At 71.2% G+C, this 25074-nt stretch carries 20 protein-coding genes; 11 read left to right on the forward strand and 9 right to left on the reverse strand.

Annotation, left to right across the window (positions count from 1 at the left end):
• Nucleotides 1-127: 127 nt before the first annotated feature.
• A complete protein-coding gene (locus JK363_RS06360) occupies nt 128-898 on the reverse strand; it encodes a GntR family transcriptional regulator (RefSeq protein ID WP_201872306.1) in 771 nt (256 codons plus the stop codon).
• Between the two features lie 353 nt (nt 899-1251).
• A complete protein-coding gene (locus JK363_RS06365) occupies nt 1252-2820 on the reverse strand; it encodes a recombinase family protein (protein ID WP_307821630.1) in 1569 nt (522 codons plus the stop codon).
• A 78-nt stretch (nt 2821-2898) separates the two neighbouring features.
• On the opposite strand from JK363_RS06365, the gene JK363_RS06370 reads away from it, so the two are divergent.
• Entirely contained in the window at nt 2899-3036 is a 138-nt protein-coding gene (locus JK363_RS06370) for a hypothetical protein (RefSeq protein WP_201872628.1), read from the forward strand.
• 91 nt (nt 3037-3127) lie between these two features.
• Here JK363_RS06370 and JK363_RS06375 read toward each other — a convergent pair whose 3' ends face one another.
• The gene (locus JK363_RS06375) at nt 3128-3535 is read right to left on the reverse strand and encodes a YybH family protein (protein WP_201872308.1); all 408 of its coding nucleotides are present in this window, start codon (nt 3533-3535) and stop codon (nt 3128-3130) included.
• Here JK363_RS06375 and JK363_RS06380 point away from each other — a divergent pair.
• Nucleotides 3527-4015, forward strand: a complete 489-nt coding sequence (locus JK363_RS06380) for a winged helix-turn-helix transcriptional regulator (protein ID WP_201872309.1) — start codon at nt 3527-3529, stop codon at nt 4013-4015. The genes JK363_RS06375 and JK363_RS06380 overlap by 9 nt on opposite strands.
• Here JK363_RS06380 and JK363_RS06385 read toward each other — a convergent pair.
• The 4 genes from JK363_RS06385 to JK363_RS06400 form a co-directional block, all read right to left on the reverse strand.
• Nucleotides 3993-4694: a type 1 glutamine amidotransferase domain-containing protein gene (locus JK363_RS06385; protein ID WP_201872310.1), complete on the reverse strand. Its 702-nt coding sequence runs from the start codon at nt 4692-4694 to the stop codon at nt 3993-3995. The genes JK363_RS06380 and JK363_RS06385 overlap by 23 nt on opposite strands.
• Before the next feature lie 142 nt (nt 4695-4836).
• Nucleotides 4837-5685, reverse strand: coding sequence for a hypothetical protein (locus JK363_RS06390; protein WP_201872311.1), 849 nt, complete (start codon nt 5683-5685; stop codon nt 4837-4839).
• A 191-nt stretch (nt 5686-5876) separates the two neighbouring features.
• Nucleotides 5877-7130: a metallophosphoesterase gene (locus JK363_RS06395; RefSeq protein ID WP_236075588.1), complete on the reverse strand. Its 1254-nt coding sequence runs from the start codon at nt 7128-7130 to the stop codon at nt 5877-5879.
• Nucleotides 7131-7346: 216 nt separating this feature from the next.
• Nucleotides 7347-8447 carry a LacI family DNA-binding transcriptional regulator gene (locus tag JK363_RS06400; RefSeq protein WP_201872314.1) on the reverse strand — a complete coding sequence of 367 codons (1101 nt, stop codon included), beginning with the start codon at nt 8445-8447 and terminating at the stop codon, nt 7347-7349.
• A 404-nt stretch (nt 8448-8851) separates the two neighbouring features.
• Between JK363_RS06400 and hisC the strand changes: the two genes are divergently transcribed.
• The 6 genes from hisC to JK363_RS43705 all read left to right on the forward strand — a co-directional run bounded on the left by hisC (nt 8852) and on the right by JK363_RS43705 (nt 19316).
• A complete protein-coding gene (hisC, locus tag JK363_RS06405) occupies nt 8852-9931 on the forward strand; it encodes a histidinol-phosphate transaminase (protein WP_201872315.1) in 1080 nt (359 codons plus the stop codon).
• Between the two features lie 206 nt (nt 9932-10137).
• Nucleotides 10138-11733, forward strand: a complete 1596-nt coding sequence (locus JK363_RS06410) for a cytochrome ubiquinol oxidase subunit I (protein WP_201872316.1) — start codon at nt 10138-10140, stop codon at nt 11731-11733.
• A gap of 43 nt (nt 11734-11776) precedes the next feature.
• On the forward strand, nt 11777-12790 hold the full coding sequence (gene cydB, locus JK363_RS06415) for a cytochrome d ubiquinol oxidase subunit II (RefSeq protein ID WP_201872317.1): 1014 nt from the start codon (nt 11777-11779) through the stop codon (nt 12788-12790).
• 24 nt (nt 12791-12814) lie between these two features.
• Nucleotides 12815-16432, forward strand: coding sequence for a thiol reductant ABC exporter subunit CydD (gene cydD, locus JK363_RS06420; protein ID WP_201872321.1), 3618 nt, complete (start codon nt 12815-12817; stop codon nt 16430-16432).
• 149 nt (nt 16433-16581) lie between these two features.
• Nucleotides 16582-18231: a sensor histidine kinase gene (locus JK363_RS06425; protein ID WP_201872323.1), complete on the forward strand. Its 1650-nt coding sequence runs from the start codon at nt 16582-16584 to the stop codon at nt 18229-18231.
• Nucleotides 18232-18449: 218 nt separating this feature from the next.
• Nucleotides 18450-19316, forward strand: coding sequence for a hypothetical protein (locus JK363_RS43705; protein WP_201872324.1), 867 nt, complete (start codon nt 18450-18452; stop codon nt 19314-19316).
• Nucleotides 19317-19395: 79 nt separating this feature from the next.
• On the opposite strand, the gene JK363_RS06435 is transcribed toward JK363_RS43705, so the two are convergent.
• A complete protein-coding gene (locus tag JK363_RS06435; RefSeq protein WP_201872325.1) occupies nt 19396-20277 on the reverse strand; it encodes a Cof-type HAD-IIB family hydrolase in 882 nt (293 codons plus the stop codon).
• Between the two features lie 251 nt (nt 20278-20528).
• On the opposite strand from JK363_RS06435, the gene JK363_RS06440 reads away from it, so the two are divergent.
• The 3 genes from JK363_RS06440 (at nt 20529) to pspAB (ending at nt 23079) form a co-directional block, all read left to right on the forward strand.
• The gene (locus JK363_RS06440; RefSeq protein WP_201872326.1) at nt 20529-21443 is read left to right on the forward strand and encodes an LLM class flavin-dependent oxidoreductase; all 915 of its coding nucleotides are present in this window, start codon (nt 20529-20531) and stop codon (nt 21441-21443) included.
• A 125-nt stretch (nt 21444-21568) separates the two neighbouring features.
• Nucleotides 21569-22480, forward strand: coding sequence for a zinc metalloprotease HtpX (htpX, locus tag JK363_RS06445; RefSeq protein ID WP_201872328.1), 912 nt, complete (start codon nt 21569-21571; stop codon nt 22478-22480).
• Nucleotides 22481-22485: 5 nt separating this feature from the next.
• Nucleotides 22486-23079, forward strand: coding sequence for a PspA-associated protein PspAB (gene pspAB, locus JK363_RS06450; protein ID WP_201872330.1), 594 nt, complete (start codon nt 22486-22488; stop codon nt 23077-23079).
• 118 nt (nt 23080-23197) lie between these two features.
• Here pspAB and JK363_RS06455 read toward each other — a convergent pair whose 3' ends face one another.
• Nucleotides 23198-25015 (reverse strand): SDR family oxidoreductase, encoded by a 1818-nt coding sequence (locus JK363_RS06455; protein WP_201872336.1) that lies wholly within the window; start codon nt 25013-25015, stop codon nt 23198-23200.
• Nucleotides 25016-25074 lie beyond the last annotated feature (59 nt).

Here is a 25074-nt window from a genome sequence, read left to right on the forward strand (position 1 = left end):
GCGGTGGGCGCCCAACGGGACCGGCGGCCACGCCGCAGCCCGGCGGGGCGGCCAGACCGCCCGGCGCGCCGCAAGGCGCGCCCTTGAGTAAGTGAAGACAGATTTCGACAGTTCGCCGGACCGGGGCTCAGACGGCGCGGAGTTGGCGGGGGCTGTCAGCGGTGATCCGGTAGCCAAGTTGGGCGCGGTCGGCGCTGGCGCGAAGCTCTTCAAGGATTAGCGGGCAGTCTTCGTTGCCGAGTGTGACGCGGGCGGTGTGGAGGATCGGGGTCGCGTCCGGGGTGTCCAGCGTGCTGCGCTCATCGGGGAGCGGCATGCGGGCACTGACGCTCTCGTGCCAGGTGAGCTTGTGCCCGGCGGCGGTGAGGATCGCATAGATCTGTTCCGGCTCGGTGTCCGGCGCCTGGGCTAGCTGCTCGGCCTGGTCGGCGGTGGCGAACGGGATCAGTACGCGATGGAGCGCGCGAGTGCCGGTGTCGGGATCGGTCAGCAGCCGGTCGACACCGAAGAGCGCTTCCCCTTCGCCGAGTCCGAGCAAAGCGCCCGTGGCCGCCGTGGTCTTGGTGCGGTAGATGGCCGGTTCCTCGACCTGCTGCCACGCGTGGTGGCCGGTGCGGAAGGTCTTCCCGCTGCGGGTGATGGTCCGCTCGATGGTGACCGCAGGGGCAGGCAAGGCACGGACGTAGCTGCCCTTGCCGTGGATGACCTCGATCAGCCCTTCGGCGCGGAGTGCGGCGATGGCCTTGCGGACGGTGGGTCGGCTGACCTTGTAGCGCTCGATGAGCTGGGCCTCTGAGGGGAGCGGGGCCCCGGGCTTGTACTCGCCTGCCGCGATGCTGCTGCGGATCTCGGCGGCAACCTGCTGGTACAGCGCTCCGGGTCGCTGGATCTCTCCCATGCCGGGCTCTCCTCGTCACCTGTGGGTCGGCGGGTCCTGACGTGACCTGATGTCACTCGTAAGCATAAGTAGTTGCCTCCTGTCGTCAAGACATGCATAGTCATCACTCGTAAGTACGAGTGATGACAAGTGACGTGTGACTACTGGACGGCCAAGGAGGCCCAAGCGAGTTGGCAAATGAAGACCATGACCGCTGGGTCGGTGATGGCGTCTGAGTGGCCAAGAGACGAATGATGCAAAGACAGAGCGTGAGGCGGCTGCCGTCAACGCATGGATTGAACGGCAACTGCGTGAATCTCCCCCACTCTCCGATGATCAGTTGCGGAGTCTGGGGGAGATCCTCGGCCTTCAGCTCACTCGGAAGTCTTCCACACGGGCTTGAGTAGTTCCGGGTCAAAAGCCTTGTTGCCCTTGCCACCTGGCTGGGCAACGACCGCAATCAGCACCTTCTTGATGGCCGTGCGCTTCTGCGTCAGCGTCTTGGAGTCCCAAGACTTCTCGATGTCCTCCTTGGCGGCTTCTGCCTCGGCCTTCAACGCCTCGTGGTTGCGCCGATCAGCGCGAAGGTCCTTGAGGCGTCGCTCCAGCACAGGCAGGTTGCGGAAGAACGTCTCGTCGTCGATTTCCGTGTCCTCGTCGTCGTGCCAACGACGCTCCAGCTCGTTTCGGCTGTTGACGGCCCGCTTAAGTGCCTCGGCCTTGTCCCAGTCCGGTACGTCTTTGGCCTTGCTCGCTGCCTCCTTCTTCAGCTTCTTGATCACCAACTTCTCAATGATGTCGTCCGTTTTGTCGCCGCGCTTGTACGTCTTATGGCAACCGCCGTCCACTGTTCCCTTACATGTGTACGCGTGCTCGTACCTCAGCCAGTCATTCGCCTTGATGCCGACCATCTTGCCGTTGCAGGTCGTGCCGTCCTCCAGCACGTTGCCGCAGCGGAGAATTCCGGTCAGTAGGTACTTGTGGACGAGTCCACCGCGGGGCACCCCGGCCCCACTACCTCCCCTTTCCCTGATCTTTGCCGTGACGGCGAACCACTGCTTAGGGGTGATGACGGCATCCCACTCGCCCACGATCGGCTGGTCGTCACCGTCACGGACCAACTCACCCTTGATCGCTCGGTAGCCGCAGAGTCGTGCGTTTTGGAGCACCTGTTTGACGGTCTGGTACTGGAAGGGGTTGCCACGACTGGTGATGAACCCTGCTTTCTGCCACCTCCTCGTGATCTCCGAGATGGAGGCTCCAGCGATCACGTCCTTCACTGCTTGCCGGATGGCCTCTGCCTCCTCCGGACGTAGCGTGATCTTGTCGTCTTCCCATCCGAAGGGGCGCCACGCTGCGACGGACTGGCCTCGGAGTGCCCGGCTGCGGTGACTGTTACGGGTGCGCCGCTGCTTCTTCCTGGTCTCGCTGAGCGACATGGCGACGCCCACGAGCCCCTTTATCTCGAACCCCTCGGCGTACAGGTCCTGGACGCCGTTCGAGTCGTGGTAGACGCGCCCTTCGTGTGAGGTGAACGCCTTCAGGTAGCGCTCCCAGTCGCTCGGTCGTCGATAGAGGCGGTCATCATTCACAGCCATGACGCCGTGGATGGGGTAGCCCTCGGGTGTGGTGCCTGTGGCGAGGTCGGCTAGGAGTTGTTCGAAGTCGTCACGGACCACGCTCTCCTTGCTGGCGCTCTTGTCGTTGTCCGTGTAGCGGTAGACGACCAGCCACCCCAGCTTGCGGGCTTCCTCGGTCATGCCACGGTGCTGGTCTTCGATGCCGTGAGCGTCTTTCACCCGGCCGTCGAATGAGATCCGTGCGTAGCAGGTGACGCACTTGAGCGTGGGGTCCGCAGCCAGCATGGCCCGGACTTCCTCGACGGACGGTACCCCCTCGGGAACTCCTCGTAACCGGCTGATGACCTCGTCGCGCTTGCCCACAGCTGTTCCCCTTCGCTTCATGGCGGGTTGTGGGGACGACTGTAGCGCCATGTGTGGCATCAAGTAATGCTCTGCTCGATGAAGATCAGCAGAGACATCAGCGAGCGCTTCGGCACGGACGGCGCCTCGAGCGACGAGATCGAGGCCGGGATGCTCCAGAAGTCGAAGGAGTTCGCCGAGGCGGGCAACCGCGTCTATCTGCCGATCGCGGACTGACCGCGGCAGCCGTCCCCGGCCCGACGCTGTCCTTGTCCACCGTTGAGCGGGTCCGTTCCGAGCCGGGGCCGCTCAACGGTGGGCCTCGGTGTCAGGCGGGTGTGGCGGGGGCCGTGCCGAAGGGGACGTCGATGGCGTAGCGCCAGAGGCCGTCGGGACCGCGGCGGGCGACATCGGTCGCCGTGCCCTCGATGCGGACCTCGCTGCCGTCGGCCGCGGTGCCCGCCACGATCCAGTCCACGATCAGCAGGGCCAGATCGCCGACGGTGTAGGTATGGCGGGGCATGACCCGGATCGGCACCCGCAACCGCTGGAACTCCGCGTTGGCGCGCAGCCGTTCGGCCCCGGTAACCATCCGGCCCGGCTCGGGGACGAAGGCCGCGTCGGTCTCGTAGACCTGGTCGAGGGCCTCGGGGTCGAAGGTGTTGAAGGCCGCGGCGAAGGCATGGGGATGACCGGCGGCCTCGGTCGCAAGCCGCACACTGGGGGAATGCGTCATACGGCCAGCCAAGCGTCCGCCGATGTGGGTCACCAAACGGAAACTCACCCCCAGGACCGGGAGCCCCGCCAGGACTGGGACGAGGACCTGGTGCCGAGCCGGTCCGGCCGCACCCGTCGGCCCGAACCGGACTGCCCGGTCGAGGCCGCGCTCGCCGCGATCTCGGGGCGCTGGACGACCCTGCTGCTCCGCGAGCTGATGGGCGGGCCGCGCGGCTTCACCGAGCTGCGCGCCCTGCTGCCGGAGCTGTCCGCCAAGGTGCTCAGTGAACGGCTCCGCTCGCTGCGGGAGCGCGGTCTGGTGACGGTCGAGCGACAGCGCGGCTTCCCGGTGCGCACCCGCTACGCGCTGACCGAAGCGGGCCTGGCGCTGCGCCCGCTGCTGATCGAGCTGTACGCCACCGGAGAGGCGCTGCTGCGGCTCACCGCCACCGAGGCACCCCCCGGCCCGCCACCGGTCAGGCGGCCGCCAGCCGATTGACGACGGCCTCGGCCACCGCCCGTGCGCTGCCCGGGTTCTGGCCGGTGATCAGCCGCTGGTCCTCGACCACATAGGTGTCGAACGGTTTGGCGGCCGTGCTGTAGTCGGCGCCGAGCTTCTTCAGCTCCTCCTGGAGGCTGTAGGGCACCGCGTCCGCCCGCTGCGCCAGCTCCTCCTCCGGCCAGGAGAACCCGGTCACCCGCTTCCCCTTGACCAGGGGTTCCCCATCGCTGAGCGTCACATTGAGCAGCCCGGTCGCGCCGTGGCAGACGGTCGAGACCACTCGGCCGGTCTCGTAGAACCGCGCCATCAGGTCCTCCAGGTCCTGGCTCTGCGGGAAGTCGTACATCACCCCGTGGCCGCCGGTGAGGTAGATGGCGTCGTAGTCCTCCAGGTTCACCTGGGAGATCTTCTTGGTGTCCTCCAGAAGATCCATGAACGCCCGGTCCGCATAGCGCTTGCCGGTGCCCAGTTCGGCCAGCACGTCGTGGGAGAGGCTCTCCGGGTCGATCGGCACCTTGCCGCCGGACGGGCTCGCGAGGTCCATGCTGTAGCCGCCCCGCTCGGCGACGTCCCAGAAGTGCGTCAGCTCGCCGAGCCAGAGCCCCGTCCGCATCCCGGCGTTCTCGTACTCGTCGACATTGGTGACGACGACCAGGATCTTCTTCGTCGCAGGCATCCCACTGCCCCTCTTGCCGATGTCATCGATCGAGGTGCACCTTTGGTCAATTCGAGCCTAGACCGGGCGGATTCGGGCGGCAACGCGGCCGGGTGGCCGGTGCGGTGGTACGGGGTCATGCTGGAACCGTGTCCACATCCGCTCAGTCGGGCTGGTGCTCCGGCCCGCCGTAGTCCGGGCTGGTGTAGTCCGGGCTGCTGTAGCGCGGGCGGGCCCTGGGGCCCTCGTCGTCCGTGCTGAAACCGGGGCGGCTGTACCCCAGGTGCGGGGTCCGGCCGACCGCCTCCGACCTGCTGGGGACATAGGCCCCAGGCGCCTGGGCGGGGGCGGACGGATTCGCCAGCGCCTCGCGCAGGAACGGCAGCACACCGCGCTCCATCAGGGCCTGCCGCCACACCTCCTTCGCCCGGTCCATCTCCTCCATCTGCTCACTGCGCGCCCCGCCCCTGATGGCGCTGGAGCCGTTGCGCAGGGCGGTGAGCAGCAGACCGATGGCGGCGATCAGCATGGCAGCGGCGGCGAGCGCGGCGAAGAACCAGCCCGCGGTGACCATGGGGTGGGCGATGGAGGGTGCGGGGTCCAGGACGCTCAGCACATAGCCGACGAGCAGGAAGATGATCGCGGCCGTCCCCGCGAGCACCGGGGCCAGCACGGCGAGCATCGCCACCAGCCCCGCCCCCGCGGCGTCCTGCACCGCCCCGGCGAGGCCCGCCGGAGCGTCCCCTTCCGCCGCGCCCGGCCCTCCGGAGAGGGGGCGGGGCGGGTCGGGCTCGCGCAGCCGGGCACGCGCCTCCACGAAGTCCTGGTACTCCGGCCCGGCGCATGCCGCTATGGCGGTCGTGGCGCCGAGCGCCATCGTGCGCAGCTGGTCGGCGGTCAGCCGCCCCGCGCCGGTGAGGTCCGGATGAAGGTCCGCGGTACGCAGCGCCTCGTCGAGAACGCGCTCGAATTCCGGGCGGTCCTCGGTCAGCAGGTGCGGAGCGCTTTTCATGGTGCATCCCCCGATACTCCGTAGGGCCTTGAAGCCTGGCTTTCACCGGGCAGTCGGGCGGAAACGGAGGAGAGCCTGCGACGGATAAGCCGATGGTAGAGCCGATCCGGCGCGAGGTGACAGCAAGTTTCGCGAATTGCTCCCACGCCGATGAAACCCACTACCTGCCCACTGAAGCGCTCGCTGAACCCTCAGTCGTCCAGCGGAAGTTGCACGACCAGCAGCTTTCCGGCCATTGTGACACCGCCGTCCATGGCCACGGCGAGCTGGTCGGCATAGACATGCGGCCCTTCGACCACCGGTGCGCCGCCATCCTCGTCGTCCTCGGAACCGACCTCGCCGAGCAGATACGGAATCGGGCTGTGGCCGTGGACGATGCGCTGCCCGCCGTAGGCGTCGAGCAGTTCGCGGACCGCCATCGGACCGGAGTCCTCGTCCCGGAAGGCGAACCGCTTGGTGAACTTGCGGAACAGGTCCCAGCACTCGTCGGCGTCGGCGCGCTGGAGTGTCTCGGTCACGGTGTCGTTGACCGCCTCGATCGAGTCGCCGTACTCCAGATAGGCGGTGGTGTCGGAGTGGACCAGCAAATGGCCGTCCTCCTCGGCCATCGCGTCCAGCCGGGACATCCACTGCAGGTGGTGGTCCTCCAGCCGCTCCATATCGCTGCGCTGGCCGCCGTTGAGCAGCCAGGCGGCCTGGAAGGAGGCGGTGCCCGCACCGGAGTTGACGGGGGTGTCCCCGAACCGTTTGGCGCCGATCAGCAGCAGTTCGTGATTGCCCATCAGGGCCTTGCAGTAGCCCCCGGCGGCGGCTGCTTCGGCGGAGAGCTGCATGACGAGGTCGATGACCCCGATGCCGTCCGGGCCGCGGTCGGTGAAGTCGCCGAGGAACCACAGCCGGGTGTTGCCCGCGGACCAGTTGCCCTTGGCGTCGATCAGGCCCTCGGCGGCGAGCGCCTCGCGCAACTCGTCGTAGTAGCCGTGGACATCGCCCACGACGTACAGCGGGCCGGGCCCCTCGCTCTCGGCGAGCGGTCCCTCCTCGGGCTCGGGCACCTGGGTGAGCGCCACGGTGGGGCGGTCCTGCGGGGGAACCAGCGGAGTGTCCGGGATGGTGTGGCCCGGGCCCATGACGGGCAGCCGCTCGGTCGGTGTGTACTCCCGCGGCGGCGCCTGGGCGGGCGCTGCCGGGGTGGGCTCCGGCGCGGACGGCGCGGGCGCCGGGGAGGCGGGCGCGGAGGGTGCCGTGGGCGCCGGTGACTCACCACGCGGCACCCGCGCCTGTGCCACGGGCACCGACGGGGTGGGCGCCGAGGGCACGGATGGCGCGGATGGAACCGTTCCGGGCGGCGTGGACGCCCCGTACGCGGGCACGGGCGGGTTCGCTGCCGTGGTCCCTGCCGTGGCTTCCAGACCGGCCCCCTGAGTCATCGACCCCTCCACCATCGCGCCGCCGTGCCACCTTGTGGACCTTGCCTGGTCGACGGCGGTCCGCGGTGTCGTCCGCCCATCATAGGAATGACGGTGAGGGCTTGTGACGCACCAGGGGGCTGTCAATCGGTGCTCGATCCTGCTTGGACGGACTTTTATCCCGGATTGGCCCGGTAGGGGAAGTCCATCGGCCCCAGGTCCTGCTCGGGTCATTCTTGAGTCGCTCTCAGATCAGCCTCCGGCACGGCTGCGCGGCGCGCTGACCGTCGTACGCGGCGGACGGCGCTGTGACGACGCCCGCACCATCAATTCCGTGGGTATGACCTGCTCCACGGGGTGGTCGGTGTCGACTCCCTCGATGGCGTCGATCAGCAACTGTACGGCCGCGGTGCCGATCCGGCGCGGTTTGAGTGAGAGGGTCGTGACGGGCGGCTCGGTGGTCCGGTAGACCGCCGATTCGCTGCAGCACACCAGCAGCAGGTCCTCGGGGACACGCAGTCCGTAGCGGCGGGCGGCGGTCAGCAGATCGGTGCCGTTGGGGTCGAAGAGGCCGTAGACCGCGTCCGGGCGGTCGGGGCGGGTGAGCAGCCGGTCGGCCGCCACGGCCCCGGCACAGGGGTCGTGCGCGGGGTACTCCTCGTAGACCGGGTCCTGGCCCACGCGCTCGCACCAGTCCAGATAGGCGGTGGTGGAGAGCCGGGTGTAGGTGTCGGTGGAGGTCCCGGTGAGCAGCCCGATCCGGCGGGCGCCGGCCTCGGAGAGATGGTCGAGCAGGCTGAGCACGGCGGCCTCGTGGTCGTTGTCCACCCAGGCGGTGACGGGGAGGGTGCCGGCCGGGCGGCCGTCGCTGACCACGGGGATGCCCTGGCGGAGCAGCTCGGTGACGACCGGATCGTGGTCGGAGGGGTCGATCACCACCGTGCCGTCGAGGGCGACGTTGGACCACACGTCGTGACGGGAGGTGGCGGGGAGGATGACGAGGGCGTAGCCGCGGGCGAGCGCGGCGGAGGTGGCGGCCCGCGCCATCTCGGCGAAGTAGGCGAACTCGGTGAAGGTGAAAGGTTCATCCCCGTACGTGGTCACGGTCAGGCCGATGAGGCCGGACTTGCCGGTACGGAGCGTGCGGGCCGCGGCGGACGGGCGGTAGCCCAGCCGCTCGGCGACCTCGCGGACATGGCGGCGGGTGGCGTCCGGGAGCCGCCCCTTGCCGTTGAGCGCGTCGGAGACGGTCGTGATGGAGACCCCGGCGGCGGCGGCCACGTCCCGGATACCCGCCCGCCCTAACCGGCGGCCGGTCGACCGGCCCACCTGGTGCTTCCCTGCTGCTGTCATGGCCAGCCGATAGTAGGGCGCACGCGGGGAGTCTGCGCGAATTCGCCATCGGTATTCGGAAGGCACGTTTCTGCATGAGCGCATTCCTCAATCCCCTTGGAACTGAAGCCAGTTGGGGGATTCGGAGGTTTTCTCATCGCCTCTGGCATATCCACGCCTGCTGATTGGCACATGTCTCGAAGAGGTCTCAACTCACCTTCACGGGTGACGCGCGCCACGGCGCTCGCCACCGGCGCGCATCAAAAAACGGGGCGCTCCCCCGGTGGGTACGCGGGCTCGGGCGGCGGCTACGCGGTCCGCTCCGGCGGGTACGCGAGACGGGGGAATCCTCATAAGGTGTGCAGTATTGCCGTGTGGGACCGCTGCGCACGGGACGTGACGGGATGGGTCGAGGAGGACTGTCGGTGACCGAGAAGAGCCCCAAGCTGCGCGCCGCGCTGGATGACGTTCCGACGTACAAGCCCGGCAAGCCGGCCGCCGCGGGCGGCCCGCTCGCCTTCAAACTGTCTTCCAACGAGAACCCCTATCCGCCGCTGGCCGGGGTGCTGGAGTCGGTGGCCAACGCCGCCGCCTCCTTCAACCGCTACCCCGACCTGGCATGCACCGGTCTGATGGCCGAGCTGGCGAGCCGCTTCGACGTACCGCTGGACCATCTGGCCACCGGGACCGGCTCGGTCGGCGTGGCCCAGCAGCTGGTCCAGTCCACGGCCGGACCGGGCGATGAGGTGATCTACGCCTGGCGGTCCTTCGAGGCATATCCGATCATCACGCAGATCGCGGGGGCGACATCGGTGCGGGTTCCGCTGACCGATACCGAGGAGCACGATCTGGACGCGATGGCCGACGCGATCACCGACCGCACCCGGCTGATTTTCGTCTGTAACCCCAACAACCCGACCAGCACGGTGGTGCGCCGGGCCGAGCTGGAGCGCTTCCTGGACCGGGTGCCGTCCGATGTGCTCGTGGTGCTGGACGAGGCGTACATCGAGTTCATCCGGGACGACCGGGTGCCCAACGGCATCGAGCTCTACCGGGACCGGCCACATGTGTGTGTGCTGCGCACCTTCTCCAAGGCGTACGGCCTGGCCGGGCTGCGGGTGGGCTTCGCGATTGCCCATGAGCCGGTCGCCGCGGCGCTGCGCAAGACCGCCGTGCCCTTCGGCGTCAGCCAGCTCGCCCAGGACGCGGCGGTGGCCTCGCTGCGCAGTGAGGACGCGCTGCGTGAGCGGGTGGAGGCGCTGGTCGCCGAGCGTACGCGGGTGCGGGAGGCGCTGATCGGTCAGGGCTGGACGGTCCCGGACTCGCAGGCGAACTTCGTCTGGCTGCGGCTGGGGGAGCGTACGGCCGACTTCGCGGCGGCGTGCGAGACGGCGGGTGTGGTGGTGCGGCCGTTCCCGGGCGAGGGGATGCGCGCGACCATCGGCGAGCAGGAAGCCAACGACATCTTCCTGAAGGTCGCCGAGCGGTTCCGCAAGGAGCTCTGAGCCACCCCCGGGGACACCGCCCCCGCGCTGTCAAGGGGTCCACCGGTCCCTCGTCGAAGCGCAAAGGATACCCATACGTACCCCCTTCGACCCCTACCACCCCCAGGTGGGAGGGGTCGAAGGCATATGCGTATCATTGCTTGTGAATGTGAATACGTTCACAAGCTCCCGCGGGGGCGCAGGCAAGACCGTAAGGAGAGATCCACGTGAATCTGGCTCTGGCGCCGGAGTCGCTTGCGCGATGGCAGTTCGGAATCACCACCGTCTACCACTTCCTCTTCGTTCCGCTGACGATCTCTCTCGCCGCGATCACCGCGGGTCTGGAAACCGCCTGGGTCCGCACGGGCAAGGAGAAGTACTTCCACGCCACCAAGTTCTGGGGAAAGCTCTTCCTGATCAACATCGCGATGGGGGTCGTCACCGGCATCGTGCAGGAGTTCCAGTTCGGTATGAACTGGTCGGACTACTCCCGCTTCGTCGGTGATGTCTTCGGCGCCCCGCTGGCGATGGAGGCGCTGCTCGCCTTCTTCTTCGAGTCCACCTTCATCGGGCTGTGGATCTTCGGCTGGGACAAGCTGCCGAAGAAGATCCACTGCGCCTGCATCTGGATCGTCTCACTCGGCACCGTGCTGTCCTCGTACTTCATCCTGGCGGCCAACTCCTGGATGCAGCATCCGACCGGCTACACGATCGACAAGGCCACCGGAAAGGCACAGCTCACCGACATCTGGGCGGTGCTCACCCAGAACACCACCCTGGTCGTCGTCTTCCACACGCTCACCGCGGCCTTCCTCACCGGTGGTGCCTTCGTCGTCGGTATCGCCTCCTTCCATCTGTGGCGGGCCAAGCGCGCGACGCTGCGCGGCGAGGAGCTGGGCGAGAAGCGCACCAAGCAGATCGGCGCCATGCGGAGCTCGCTGCGGGTGGGTCTGGTCGTGGCCGTCATCGCGGGTCTTGGCACGGCGATCAGCGGTGATCAGCTCGGCAAGGTGATGTTCGAGCAGCAGCCGATGAAGATGGCCGCGGCCGAGGCGCTGTGGGAGACCCAGGCGCCCGCCCCCTTCTCGGTCTTCGCCGTCGGCGACGTCGGCAAGGGGCACAACAGCGTGGAGCTGGAGGTCCCCGCGGCGCTCTCCTTCCTCGCCCACAGCAACTTCACCGACGCGGTGCCCGGGATCAACGACATCGCGCAGAAGGAGGCCGCCGCCTACGGCGGGGATCCCCAGGACTACATCCCCAGCATCTTCATGACCTTCTGGGGCTTCCGGCTGATGATCGGCTTCGGGATGACCTCGTTCGCCGCCGGGCTGATCGGGCTGTGGACGACCCGCCGCAAGCGATGGCTGGACCCCGCCTTCCGCACCGGCGAGTACGAGGTCCCGCGGCTGATGCTCACCAAGAAGCGCGAGATGAGCCCGCTGCTCACCACCTGGTCCTGGCGGATCGGCATCCTCACCATGGGCTTTCCGCTGATCGCCAACTCCTTCGGCTGGATCTTCACCGAGATGGGCCGCCAGCCCTGGGTGGTCTACGGCCTGATGAAGACCGCCGACGCGGTCTCCCCCGGAGTCAGCCAGACCGAGGTGCTGATCTCGCTGGGCGTCTTCACCCTGCTCTACGGCGTGCTCGCGGTGGTCGAGATCCGGCTGCTGGCCAAGTACGCCAAGGCCGGGCCGGACACCGACGAGAAGCCGCCCGCGAAGGACCCCACGCTCCGGCTGCCCTCCGGCGGTCCGGGCGGCGGGCCCGCCGGTGCTGAGGCTGACGCCGATGCCGACAAGCCGCTGACCTTCGCGTACTGACGGACCGAGCGGAAGAGACGAGTGGAAGAGAGCTGAGAGAGCCATGTCACCGGACCTGCACGACATCTGGTTTGTGCTGATCGCCTTCCTCTGGACGGGCTACTTCTTCCTCGAGGGGTTCGACTTCGGCATCGGAGTACTGACCAAGCTGCTGGCGCGCGACCGCACCGAGCGCCGGGTGCTGATCAACACCATCGGCCCGGTCTGGGACGGCAACGAGGTGTGGCTGATCACCGCGGGCGGGGCGACCTTCGCCGCCTTCCCCGACTGGTACGCCACGCTCTTCAGCGGCTTCTATCTGCCGCTGCTGGCCGTTCTGGTCTGTCTGATCCTGCGCGGTGTCGCCTTCGAGTACCGGCACAAGCGGCTCGAGGAGCGCTGGCAGCGCAACTGGGAAAACGCGATCTTCTGGTGCTCGCTGCTGCCCGCGTTCCTCTGGGGCGCCCTCTTCGCCAATCTGGTGCGCGGGGTGCCGATCGGCTCGGACAAGAACTACACCGGCGGTCTGTCGGATCTGATCTCCCCGTACGCCGTGCTCGGCGGGATGGTGACGCTGGTGCTCTTCACCTTCCATGGCGCCGTCTTCGCCGCCCTGAAGACGACCGGTGACATCCGGGGGAGGGCGCGGCGCTTCGCGGGCCGGCTCGGCCTTGCCACCATCGCTCTCGCGCTGCCCTTCCTGATCTGGACCCAGCACAACAGCGGCAACGGGCGCAGCCTGGTGGCCGTGGTGATCGCGGCCCTGGCACTGGCCGTGGCCCTGGTGATGAACCAACGCGGGCGTGAGGGCTGGGCGTTCGCCCTGTCCGGGGTGGCCGTCGCGGCGGCGGTGGCCATGCTCTTCCTCGCGCTCTTCCCGGACGTCATGCCGTCCTCGCTCGATCCGCGATGGAGTCTGACGGCGGCCAACGCGGCTTCCAGCCCCTACACGCTCAAGATCATGACGTGGGTCGCGGTCATCATGACGCCGCTGATCATGGCGTACCAGGCGTGGACGTACTGGGTGTTCCGCAAGCGCATCGGTACCCAGCACATCCCCGAGCCGAGTGCTCACTGAGTCTCGCGGGAGGGCGTGTTTCACGTGAAACCAATCGACCCCCGGCTGCTGCGGTACGCCCGGGCCACCCGGTTCTTCCTCGCCGCGTCCGTGGCGCTGGGCCTGGTCGGGGCGGGTCTGGTCATCGCCCAGGCGATGCTGATCGCCGAGGTGGTGGTCGGTTCGTTCCAGCACGGCGAGGGCGTGGACGCGCTGACGCGCCCGCTGATCCTGCTGGCCCTGGTCGCTCTCGGCCGGTCGGCCGTCTCCTGGCTCACCGAGCTGACCGCCCACCGGGCGAGTGCGGCGGTCAAGTCGGAGCTGCGGCTGCGGCTGCTGGAGCGGGCGGTCCGGCTGGGTCCGGGCTGGCTGGACTCACGGCGGACCGGTGAGCTCACCACCCTGGCCACCCGCGGCATCGACGCGCTCGACGACTACTTCGCGCGCTATCTCCCGCAGTTGGGGCTCGCGGTGGTGGTGCCGGTGGCGGTGCTCGCCCGTATCGTCACCGCCGACTGGATCTCCGCGCTGGTCATCGTGGTCACCCTGCCGCTGATCCCGCTGTTCATGGTGCTCATCGGCTGGGCCACCCAAGGGCGGATGGATCGTCAGTGGCGGCTGCTGTCCCGGCTCTCCGGGCACTTCCTCGATGTGGTCGCCGGACTGCCGACGCTCAAGGTGTTCGGACGGGCCAAGGCTCAGGCCGAGTCGATCCGCGCGATCACGGCCGACTACCGGCGAGCCACTCTGAAGACCCTGCGGCTCGCCTTTCTCTCCTCCTTCGCCCTGGAGTTGCTCTCCACCGTCTCGGTCGCGCTGGTCGCGGTCGGTATCGGGATGCGGCTCGTCCATGGCGAGATGGATCTGTACACCGGGCTGGTGGTGCTGGTGCTGGCGCCCGAGGCGTATCTGCCGCTGCGGCAGGTGGGTGCGCAGTATCACGCGGCCGCCGAGGGGCTGTCGGCGGCGGACGAGGTGTTCGCGGTGCTGGAGCGTGAGCCCTCGGCCACGGGGACGGCGAACGCCCCCGACGCCCGGGAGGCCGCGCTGACCGTCGAGGGACTGGTGGTGCGCCACCCCGGGCGCACCGAACCGTCCTTGGCGGCGACATCGTGCCGGATCCGGCCCGGGGAGACGGTGGCCGTGGTCGGTCCCAGCGGGGCCGGGAAGACCACCCTGCTGAACGCCGTGCTCGGCTTCGTGGAGCCGGCCGCGGGCCGGATTCTGCTCGGTGGACAGGAACTGGCGTCGTTCGACCCGGAGAGCTGGCGACGGCAGATCGCCTGGGTACCCCAGCGGCCGTATCTCTTCGCCGGGACGATCGCCGAGAACGTCCGGCTGGCTCGGCCGGATGCCGATGACGCGGCCGTACGGGCCGCGCTGCGGGACGCCGGCGCGCTCGGCTTCGTCTCCGCGTTGCCGGAGGGAACCGCGACCCGCCTCGGCGAACTGGGCGCGGGCCTGTCCGCGGGGCAGCGGCAACGGATCGCGCTGGCGCGGGCGTTCCTGGCCGACCGGCCGGTGCTGCTGCTGGACGAGCCGACGGCGAACCTGGACGGCGAGACCGAGGCGGCGGTCGTCGAAGCGGTCCGGCGGCTGGCTGTCGGCCGCACGGTGCTGATGGTGGTACACCGCCCGGCGCTGCTGCCGCTCGCCGACCGGGTGCTGAGTCTTCCGGGCGGGGAGCGGTCGACCGGGCCCGGCGCGGGTGCGGAGGGCGGCGCGGACGCCGCGCCCGCCGCGTGGCCGGACGCGTGCGTGCTGCCGGGTGCGGCTGAGGTGTCCGGCGTGCGGGCTGATGTGCGGACCCACGGCGAGGGGTGCGCGGTGCCGGTGGCGCCCGGTGCGGTGCCGACTGGCAGCGGCCGAAGCGTGCTCGCGCGGGTGCGGGCGACCGCGCGCGGCCGCCGCGGCCGGTTCGCCCTCGCGCTGCTGCTCGGCAGCCTGGCCCTGGCCAGCGCCGTGGGCCTGATGGCCGTCTCGGGCTGGCTGATCTCGCGCGCCGCACAGCAGCCACCCGTGCTCCATCTGATGGTGGCGGTCACCGCGACCCGGACCTTCGGGATCGCCCGCGCCGTCTTCCGCTATGCCGAGCGCCTGGTCTCGCACGATGCCGTGCTGCGGCTGCTGGCCGATCTGCGGGTCGCCGTCTACCGGCGGCTGGAGCGGCTGGCGCCCACCGGACTCGGCCGGGCCCGGCGCGGTGATCTGCTCTCCCGGCTGGTGGCCGATGTGGATGCCGTACAGGACTACTTCCTGCGCTGGCTGCTGCCCGTGGGCACCGCGGTGACGGTGGCCGCGGCCTCGGTCGGGTTCACCGCGTGGGTGCTGCCCGAGGCGGGGGCGGCCCTGGCGGCCGGGCTGCTGGTGGCCGGGGTCGGGGTGCCCGTGCTGTCCGGGGCGCTCACCCGGCGCGCGGAGCGGCGGCTGGCACCGGCGCGTGGAGCGCTGTCCGCCGAGGTGGTGGATCTGCTCGCCGGAACCCCGGAGTTGACGATCGCGGGCGCGCTGCCGCGCCGCCTGGACGCGGTGCGGCGGACCGACGGGGCGCTGACCCGGATCGCCCGGCGCGGGGCCGCCGCCACGGGCGTGGGCGCCGGGCTCTCGGCGCTGGCCTGCGGGCTGACCGTCGCCGCCGCGGCCTGGGCCGGGGTGGCGGCCGTGGCGGACGGGCGGATCCACGGGGTGTGGCTGGCCGCGGTCGTCCTCACCCCGCTCGCCGCCTTCGAGGCGGTCGCGGGCCTGCCGCTCGCGGTGCGGCACCGGCAGCGGACGCGGCGGGCCGCGGAGCGGGTGTACGAGGTGACGGACGCGCCGCCGCCGGTGCGGGAGCCCGGTGAGGGGGCCCGGGAGAAGGCGCCGGAGGCTCCGTTCCCGCTGGTGCTGCGCGGGGTCACCGCCCGCCACCCGGGGCGGTCGACACCCGCCCTGGACGGCTTCGACCTGGAGCTGACCCCGGGCCGCCGGGTCGCCGTCGTCGGTCCGTCCGGTGCGGGCAAGACCACGCTCGCCCAGGTGCTGCTGCGCTTCCTGGACACCGAGGGCGGTGCGTACGCCCTGGCAGGCCGGGACGCCACGGCCCTGGACGGGGACGCGGTACGGCGGCTGGTCGGACTCTGCGCCCAGGACGCCCATGTCTTCGACAGCTCGCTGCGGGAGAACCTGCGGCTGGCACGTCCCGGCGCGGGCGACGACGAGCTGCGGGCCGCGCTGGCCGCGGCCCGGCTGCTGGAGTGGGTGGACGGACTGCCGGACGGCCTCGACACGATGGCCGGTGAGCTGGGCGCCCGGCTCTCCGGCGGCCAGCGACAGCGGCTGGCCCTGGCGCGTGCGCTGCTGGCGGACTTCCCCGTCCTGGTGCTGGACGAGCCCGCCGAGCATCTGGACCTGCCGACGGCCGACGCGCTGACCGCCGACCTGCTCTCCGCCACCCGCGGCCGGACCACGGTGCTGATCACGCACCGGCTGACGGGTCTGGAGGCGGTCGACGAGGTGATCGTGCTGGACGGCGGCCGCGCCGTCCAGAGTGGCACCCCCCAGGAGCTGGCCACCGCCGACGGCCCCTACCGCCGCCTGCTGGACCGCGAGGCCGCGGAGGGCCGCCTGTCCGCGGGCTCGGGCGCGGCGGCGGACCGGAAGCCCGTGGGCAGCGGCGTGGCCTAGCACCGCCGGTGGCACGCGGCCGGGGCGCGCACCCGGACAGGTTCCGGCGGCAGACGCTCGGCGCGACGGGGCGCGGCGGTGCTCGTCCGGCTGACCCGCCGTGTTCGGCGACAGGGCATGCCGGGGCGGTATTCATTACGCTCGATGCCATGGTGGCCGCAGCCCCCACTCCGGATCCCCTGGAAGTCGCCGCGGAGGCGACCCGCGGGCTGCGGGGGCTGTCCACCGAGCTGACCGCGCGGCTGCCGCGGCTGCTGGAGGCGATGCGCTCCATCGGTACCGGGCTGGAGCTGCGCACCGTGCTCGACCGGATCGCGGAGACCGCCGCCGAGCTGGCGGGTGCGCGCTGCGCCGTGATCGGGGTGAACGACGCGGCGGGCCAGGGGCCGGCCGGGGTGGTCAGCTACGGGGCGACCGAGGCGGACCGGGAGCGGTGCGGGGCGCTGTTCGCCGGGCTGCCGTCCGGAGCGCATCCGGCCGAGTTCCTGCTGGACCATCCGCTGCCGCACTCGTTCATCGGGGTGCCGATCCGGGTCGGGGAGGAGACCTTCGGCCATCTGTGCCTCGCCGAGAAGCGGGACGGCGGCGAATTCACCGTCTCGGACCTGCACATGGTCAAGGTGCTCGCGACCGAGGCCGGGATCGCCATCGGCAACGCCCGCTTCCACGAGGCCACTCGGCAGCGCGAGCGGTGGATCGAGGGCTCGGTGGCGGTCACCCACTCCCTGCTCTCCGGCGATGCCGAGAACGCGTTGGCCGTCGTGGCCGAGAAAGCCCGTCAGCTCGCCCGCTCCGCGGCGGGGTTGGTGCTGCTGCCCGAGCCGTCCGGGGGCCTGCGGATCGTGGCGGCGGACGCCGAGGATCCGTCGGCGCTGCTCGGCACTGTCGTCCCGGCCCGCTCCCCGGCCGTCCCACGCCTGCTGGCCGGGAAACCGGTGTTCCTCGACGATCCGGCCGCCCGCCCGCGGCTGATCACCGGGGTGCTCGGCCGCTTCGGGCCGAGCATGTTGCTGCCGCTGAGCGGCGGGGACCGGGTGCTGGGGGTGCTGGCCACCCCACGGGCGCCCGGCGCCCGTCCGTTCACCGCCGCTGAGCGCACCCTCGCCGGTCAGTTCGCGGCGCAGGCCGCGGTGGCGCTGGTGCTCGCCGAGGCGCAGCGGGACCGTGAGCGGCTCGCGGTGCTGGAGGAGCGTGAGCGGATCGCGCGCGATCTGCACGACCTCGTGATCCAGCGGCTGTTCGCGACCGGGATGATGCTGGAGAGCGCTCAGCGCCGGTCGGACGCGCCGGAGGTACGGGAGCAGATCGAGCGGGCCGTGGAGGAGCTGGGCGCGGCCATCCAGGAGGTACGGACGGCAATCTTCACGCTGCGGCAGGGCCCGGCGCAGCCCCCCGCCGGACTGCGCGCCCGGGTGCTGCGGGAGGTGGGGGCGGCGGCGGTGCCGCTGGGCTTCCAGCCGTCGCTGAGCTTCGTGGGCGAGGTCGACGCACGGGTCGGCGAACTGGCCGGGGCGAATCTGATCGCGGCGCTGCGCGAGGCGCTGTCCAATGTGGTGCGGCATGCCCGCGCGGGGCGCGTCGAGGTGGTCGTGGACGCGACCGCGCGGCTGACGCGGGGGCGTGCGGGGGTGCGGCTGACGGTCGCGGACGACGGGGTGGGCGTTCCGGCGGACGGACGGCGCAGCGGTCTGGCCAACCTGGTGCGCCGGGCCGAGTCGCTCGACGGATCGAGCGAGTTGGGGCCGGGGCTCGGTGAAGGCGGCCGCGGCACGGCGGTGGTGTGGGAGGTGCCGCTGTAGCGGCGGGAGCGGCACCGTCGGCGCGGGTCCGCTGGTCCGGCCAGTGGAACCCCTCACCTGTGAGGCGCAACTATCGCTCCGTCAGAATGCGGTGCCCCGCGGGCGACTGTGGGATGAGGCTCGCGGGCCGTCCGGTCCTCGCGTAATCCATCGCACTCCGTGACAGCCGACGGCCGTGAGAGCGCCGCCGGTCCGGCGCGGGGAAGGAAGTCATCGACGTGAAGAGTCAGAGCTCAACTCCCCAGCGTTCCCGGACCTGCCGCCGGGTCCTCTTCGCCACCGCCGCCGCGGTGCTCGCCGCCTCCGGCGGGATCCTTGCGCCCGCCGCACAGGCCGACGACGGGGCGCGCGGGGGCGGCCACCCCTACCCCCACCCCCACCCACGCCCGCCCATCCACCCGCCCACCTATCCGCCCACCATGCCGCCCGTTCTGCACGGGTTGCGGCAGTTCACCGCGGACGGCATCTTCACGCCTCCCCCGGGCGTCACCTCGGTGCACGTCCAGGCGTGGGGCGCCGGTGGTGGCGGCGGTGGTGGCGGTGGCGGCGGCAGCGCGCCGAACGACGGTGACGGCGGCACCGGTGGCGGCGGTGGCTCCGGCGGCTTCACCTGGTGCGTCATCCCGGTCACTCCCGGCCAGAACTATGTCGTGGACACCGGGGACGGCGGTGGCAACGGCAGCGGTGGCCCCGGTGGGTCCGCCGGCAGCGGCGGTTCGGACGGCACCGCCGGTACGGCCGGTACCGCGACCTCCTTGACCTCACCCACCGCCGTCGTTCAGCTTGCCGCCACGGGCGGCACGGGTGGCGGCGGTGGTGGTGGCGGTGGCGCCACCGACGGTGCTGACGGTACGCCCGGGGTCGGCGGCAACGGCAGCTGCTCCACCGGCGGTGTGAACGTGCCCGGCAACAACGGGCAGGGGGTTGCGGGGGGCGAGGCGGTGGACGGCATCGTCCAGCTGCCGCCGACGAACAACAGCGAGGGCGGCGACGGCGGCCAGGGCGGCGGCGGTGGTGTGGTCAGCGGTGGCATGGGCGGCGACGGTCAGGACGGCGGCAACGGCTATCTCGTCGTCTTCTGGTAGGCCGGGGTCTCCCGGTCCGCCGCCGTACCCGAACTGCCCCTGGCCACACGGCCGGGGGCAGTTCGGGTTACCGATCCGGCTATCCCGCCAGGATCCGCTCGATGACGGCGGCGACGCCGTCCTCGGTGTTGGCGGCGGTGCGGTGGGTGGTCGCGGCCAGTACCTCCGGGTGGGCGTTGGCCATCGCGTACGAGGTGCCCGCCCAGGTCAGCATCTCCAGGTCGTTGGGCATATCGCCGAACGCCACGACCTCCTCGGCGCTGATACCGCGCTCGGCGCAGCACTGCTCCAGGGTGCTGGCCTTGCTGACACCGGGGCCGCTGATCTCCAGCAGGGCCGTCGGGCTGGAGCGGGTGAAGGAGCCGTGCTCGCCGGCGGCCGAGCGGCCCAGCTCGAGGAAGGCGTCGGGGGCCAGTTCCGGGTGGTGGGCGAGCAGCTTGATGATCGGCTGGTCGGCGTGGGCGAAGCCGTCGGCGAGCAGCTTCTCGGCGGGGGCGTGGATCGCGCCCGGGTCGAGGTGGAAGGGCGGGTAGTCGGGCTCGTAAAAGATGCCCTCGGTCCGCTCGACGGCGAACGAGGTGCCCGGAGCCGCCGCGCGCAGCGCCTCGACGACGGCGAGGGCCGGGGCGGGATCCAGCGGGCGGACCTTGATCAGCCGACCGCCCTGGTGGAGATCGACCACGGCGGCGCCGTTGGCGCAGATCGCCAGGCCGTGGCCGTGCACATGGGCGCTGACCACATCCATCCAGCGGGCCGGGCGACCGGTGACGAAGAAGACCTCGATGCCTGCCCGCTCGGCCGCGGCGAGCGCCTCGACGGTGCGGTCGGAGACCGTCTTGTCGTCCCGCAGCAGGGTGCCGTCGAGGTCGGTGGCGATCAGCCGGGGCCGGGGTGAGCCGGTGCCGGAACGGTCTGTGGCCGGGGTCCCGGGCCGCTCGGTTGCTGGAGTCACGGCAACCATCCTCCCGCATATGCCGCTCATCGGTGTGCGAAGGGGATCGGGAGCGTACGTATGCCCGGTGCGCCGGGCCCTACGCCGCCTTTCCCGGCCGCTCTCTTCGCGGCCGCCGTCAGCCGCTGTCGGCCACCCCCGTCGGCCACCACCCGTCGGCCACCACCCGTCGGCCACCACCCGTCGGCCACCACGCGTCAGCCGCTGCCGTCCGTCGCTGCCGTCCGTCGCTGTCGTCCGGACCGCTTAGGCTCGGTCGTATGCGACTGAGCACCGTGATCCTTCCCGTCCAGCGCTGGTCCGAAGGCGGCCGGGAGCTGTGGCGGCGCGCCGAGGAGCTGGGCTTCCACAGCGCGTACACCTATGACCACCTGTCCTGGCGGGTGCCGTTCCGCGACGGCCCCTGGTTCGGGGCCGTGCCCACGCTGACGGCTGCCGCGGCGGCCACCTCGCGGCTGCGCCTCGGCACCCTGGTGACCTCCCCCAACTTCCGGCATCCGGTGACGCTCGCCAAGGAGCTGATCACCCTCGACGATGTCTCCGGTGGGCGGATCACGCTCGGGATCGGGGCGGGCGGCTCCGGTTTCGACGCGACGGCGCTGCGCCGCGGCGGTGAGGAGGGGTGGACCCCGCGGGAGCGGGCGGACCGGTTCGCGGAGTTCGTCGAGTTGCTCGACCGGCTGCTGACCCATGACGCGGTGACGTACGAGGGCGAGCACTACAGCGCTCAGGAGGCGCGCAACATCCCGGGCTGTGTGCAGCGCCCCCGGCTGCCGTTCGCGGTGGCCGCGACCGGTCCGCGCGGGCTGCGGCTGGCCGCGCGGCACGGCCAGGCGTGGGTGACCACGGGGGATCCGAAGGTGTCCGCCACCGGCACCCCGGCCGATTCGGTGGAGGCCATCGCCCGCCAGGTCGAGGGGCTGGACAAGGCGTGCGCCGAGGCCGGGCGGGACGCGGGCGATCTCCACAAGATTCTGCTCACCGGCTTCACCCCGGACGGCGCGGGGCCGCTGGCCTCGGTGGACGCCTTCGTCGACTTCGCCGGGCGGCATGCGGCGCTGGGCTTCGACGAGATCGTGCTGCACTGGCCGATCCCGGACTCCATCTTCGCGGCGGACCTGCGGGTCTTCGAGAAGATCGCCATGGAGGGCGCGGCGCAGCTCGGCACCGGGTGAGGGGCGGTCCCCGCGGTGACAGGGCCCCGCACGGCGGTGAGGGCCGCCACAAGCGGTAAAGACCGACATAAGGGGCAGAATCGGGTATAGAGGTTTTCGCTGCCGCAGTCCCTGTGGAGGCACCCATGGCGCGTACCCGGTACGCCCCGGACCGAGGGCTGACCACCCGCATGGTGACCACGATGTTCTTCATCGGTCTGCTCTACGTGGTCTTCGTCGGTGTGCTGCTGGCGCTGGTGAGGGGTGCCTGGCCGCTGATCCTGATCCTCGCGGGCGGGCTGTTCGTGGCGCAGTTCTGGTTCAGTGACCGGATCGCGGCCTACAGCATGGGCGCGCGGGAGGTCACTCCGGAGCAGGCGCCCGAGCTGCACGGCGCGGTGGACCGGCTGTGCGCCCTCGCCGATATGCCCAAGCCGCGGGTGGCGATCGCGGATACGGATGTGCCCAACGCCTTCGCCACCGGCCGTAACCAGCGCAGCGCCCTGGTGTGCGCGACCACCGGTCTGCTGCGGCGGCTGGAGCCGGACGAGCTGGAGGGGGTGCTCGCCCATGAGCTGTCGCATGTGGCCCATCGCGATGTGGCGGTCATGACCATCGCCTCGTTCCTCGGGGTGCTGGCCGGGATGATGACCCGGGTCGCGCTGTGGGGCGGGCTCACCCGCGGCGGTAGCCGCGACAACAACACCGCCATCGCCGTCCTGCTCATCCCGCTGGTCAGTGCCGTGGTCTACGCGATCAGCTTTCTGCTGACCCGGCTGCTGTCCCGCTACCGCGAGCTGAGCGCCGACCGGGCCGCCGCCCTGCTGACCGGGCGGCCCTCGGCACTCGCCGCCGCGCTGACCAAGGTGACGGGGCAGATGGCCCGGATCCCCACGCGGGATCTGCGCAAGGCCGAGCCGTACAACGCGTTCTGGTTCGCCCCGGCGCTCTCCGGGGGGAGCATGAGCCGGCTGCTGTCCTCGCATCCGACGCTGGAGCAGCGGATCGACCAGCTCGGCCGGATCTCGGCGCAGCTCGGCCAGGCGGGAAGGGGCTGAGGGGCGTGGGGTTCTGGGACGCCGTCCTCGGCCGCAGCAAGCCCGTACGCCCCGATCTCGACCGGCTCTTCGGGCTGCCGGGGGCCGCGGTCACGCTGGAGGCGGGGGCGGGGTTCACCCCCACCGGGCTGGGGTCGGTGTGCTTCGCCAGTGTGGAGGGTGGTGCCTTCGCGCAGCTCCGGCGCGATGTATCGGAGCTGCTGGACTCGGATACCGACACCGAACGGGGCGGGGTGCCGGTGGAGTTCAGCCGGGACGGATACGGCTACACCTGGCTGCTGGCCCGGCAGCCGCCGGACGATGTGGCCGCCCTGGTGAACGATCTGCACGCGGTCAACACCCTGCTCCAGGACGGGGGGTTCGGTCCGCAGCTGCTGTGCTCCCTGCTCGGCTTCCGGAACGCGGCCGACGGCCGTTCGCTGGCGCTGGTGTACCTCTACAAGCGGGGCACGTTCTACCCCTTCGCACCGCTGCCGGGCGGCGGTGAGAAGCGGGACAACGGACTTGAACTCCAGGTGCGGGCGATGCTCGGGGACGATCTGCGGATCGAGGAGGACCTGAGCCGCTGGTTCCCGGTCTGGGGTGCGCCGGGCCTGTAGGCCACCACCCGGCGCCGCCCCCGCACCGCCTCATCCCCGCGACGCCTCACCCCCGCACCGCCTCACCCCCGCGACGCCTCACGGCCTCACCCCCGTGATGCCTTACCGCTTCACCGCCTCACCTCGGCCGCCGGCCCAGCCGCGCGGCCGCGCGCAGCGACACCGGGGCGACCCGGGACAGCACCGCCGCGGCCTTCGCCTCCGGCGTCACCGGAACCACCGCGGCATTGCGCAGCACGGCCCGCAGGATCGCGTCCGCGACCTTCTCCGGCGGGTAGGCACGGGGCGCCAGCAGCCGGGCGGGCCGGTCGTCCCGGGTGCGGGCATAGCCGGGGCAGATCACCGAGACGCCGATGTCCCGGCCCGCCAGCTCGGCCCGCAGGGATTCGCTCAGCCGCACCACGGCGGCCTGGGAGGCGCCGTAGGCGGACAGCGTCCGCGACGGGCGGAAGGCGGCGGCCGACGCCGTGTTGACGATATGGCCGCCCTGGCCACGGTCGGCCATCTGGCCGCCGAAAGCCCGGCAGCTGTGGATGACGCCCCACAGATTGGTGTCCAGCACCCGGCGCCAGGCGTCCGCCGAGGTGTCCAGGAAGGCGCCGGAGAGCCCCACTTCGGCATCGTTGACCAGCACATCGACCACGCCGTACTCGGCGCGGACCTTGTGGGCCAGCTTCTCCACGGCCCGCTCGTCCGCGATGTCCACGGCCTCGGCCCAGGCGTGCGGCGCACCGGCCGAGCGCGCCAGCGAGGCGGTGTGCGCCGCGGCCTCCGCGTCCTGGTCCACGGCGATCACCCGGGCTCCCGCCGCGGCGAAGGCGAGGCAGGTGGCCCGGCCGACGGCGCCCGCCGCGCCCGTCACCAGCACCAGCCGGCCGCCGAACCGCTGGGCGTACGGACCGGGCGAGGCCGCCCCGGGGCGCGGAGCGCCCTCCTCCACCGAGGTGATGAACTCGGCGATCCACGCGGTGAGCTGGTCCGGCCGGGAGCGGGGCATGCCGTGGCGGGCGGCGAGGGTGCGCCGCGTCAGATCCGGCACCCAGCTCTCCAGATCGTCGTAGAGCCGCTGGGAGAGAAAGGGGTCCTGGGTCGGGACGATCAGCTGGACCGGGGCGTGGGCATAGGCGTCCGGACGGGGCCGGAGGAGCCGCTCGCGGACGTTGTCCCGGTAGAGCCAGGCACCGTGGGCGGCGTCATCGGGGAACGACGCGGTCGGATAGCTGTCGTTCGGCACCCGCTCGATGCGCTCCAGGACGCCCGGCCAGGACCGGCCGAGCGGACCGCGCCACAGCGCCTCCGGAAGCCGGGGCGTATGCAGCGCGCCCACATACCAGGAGCGGGCGGACTGGCCCAGGAGCTGGGCGATACGGCGCGGGGTCGGCCGGGTCAGCCGCTTTCTGATCCAGTGGCTGAAGTGGTCCAGGCAGGGACCCGACAGCGAGGTGAACGAGGCGATCCGCCCCTGGACGCGCGGGACCGTGACGAACTCCCAGGACTGCACCGAGCCCCAGTCGTGGCCCACCAGATGGACCGGCCGGCCCGGGGCGACCGCGTCGATCACGGCCAGGAAGTCATCGGTGAGCTTCTCCAGGGTGAAGCCGCCGCGCAGCGGCTTCGGGGCCGTGGAGCGGCCGCAGCCCCGCACGTCGTACAGCACGACATGGAAGCCCGCGCCGTCGGAGGCGAGGCGGGTGGCGACCTCCGCCCACACCTCCTTGCTGTCCGGATAGCCGTGCAGCAGCACCACCGTGGGCCGCGCGGGATCACCGAGCTCGGCGACGCACAGCTCCACCTCTCCCGTACGGATCGTGCGTTCGGCCGCTGCCGCGATCCCGTCCGTCACACTGTCCTCCCCTTCCGCGCGGACATCGGCTTCCGCGCATGAATCCGGTGGCGTCCCCGCATGAACGGCGTCTTCACCGCGTCTTCCACGCATGAACCCGGCGAACCGTGCCAGGACGACCATGCTCGGCGTTCGAAATCGCCGTCAAGAGG

Origin of the sequence: Streptomyces coffeae, from assembly GCF_016741875.1 — a bacterium.
GTDB classification, from domain to species: domain Bacteria; phylum Actinomycetota; class Actinomycetes; order Streptomycetales; family Streptomycetaceae; genus Streptomyces; species Streptomyces coffeae.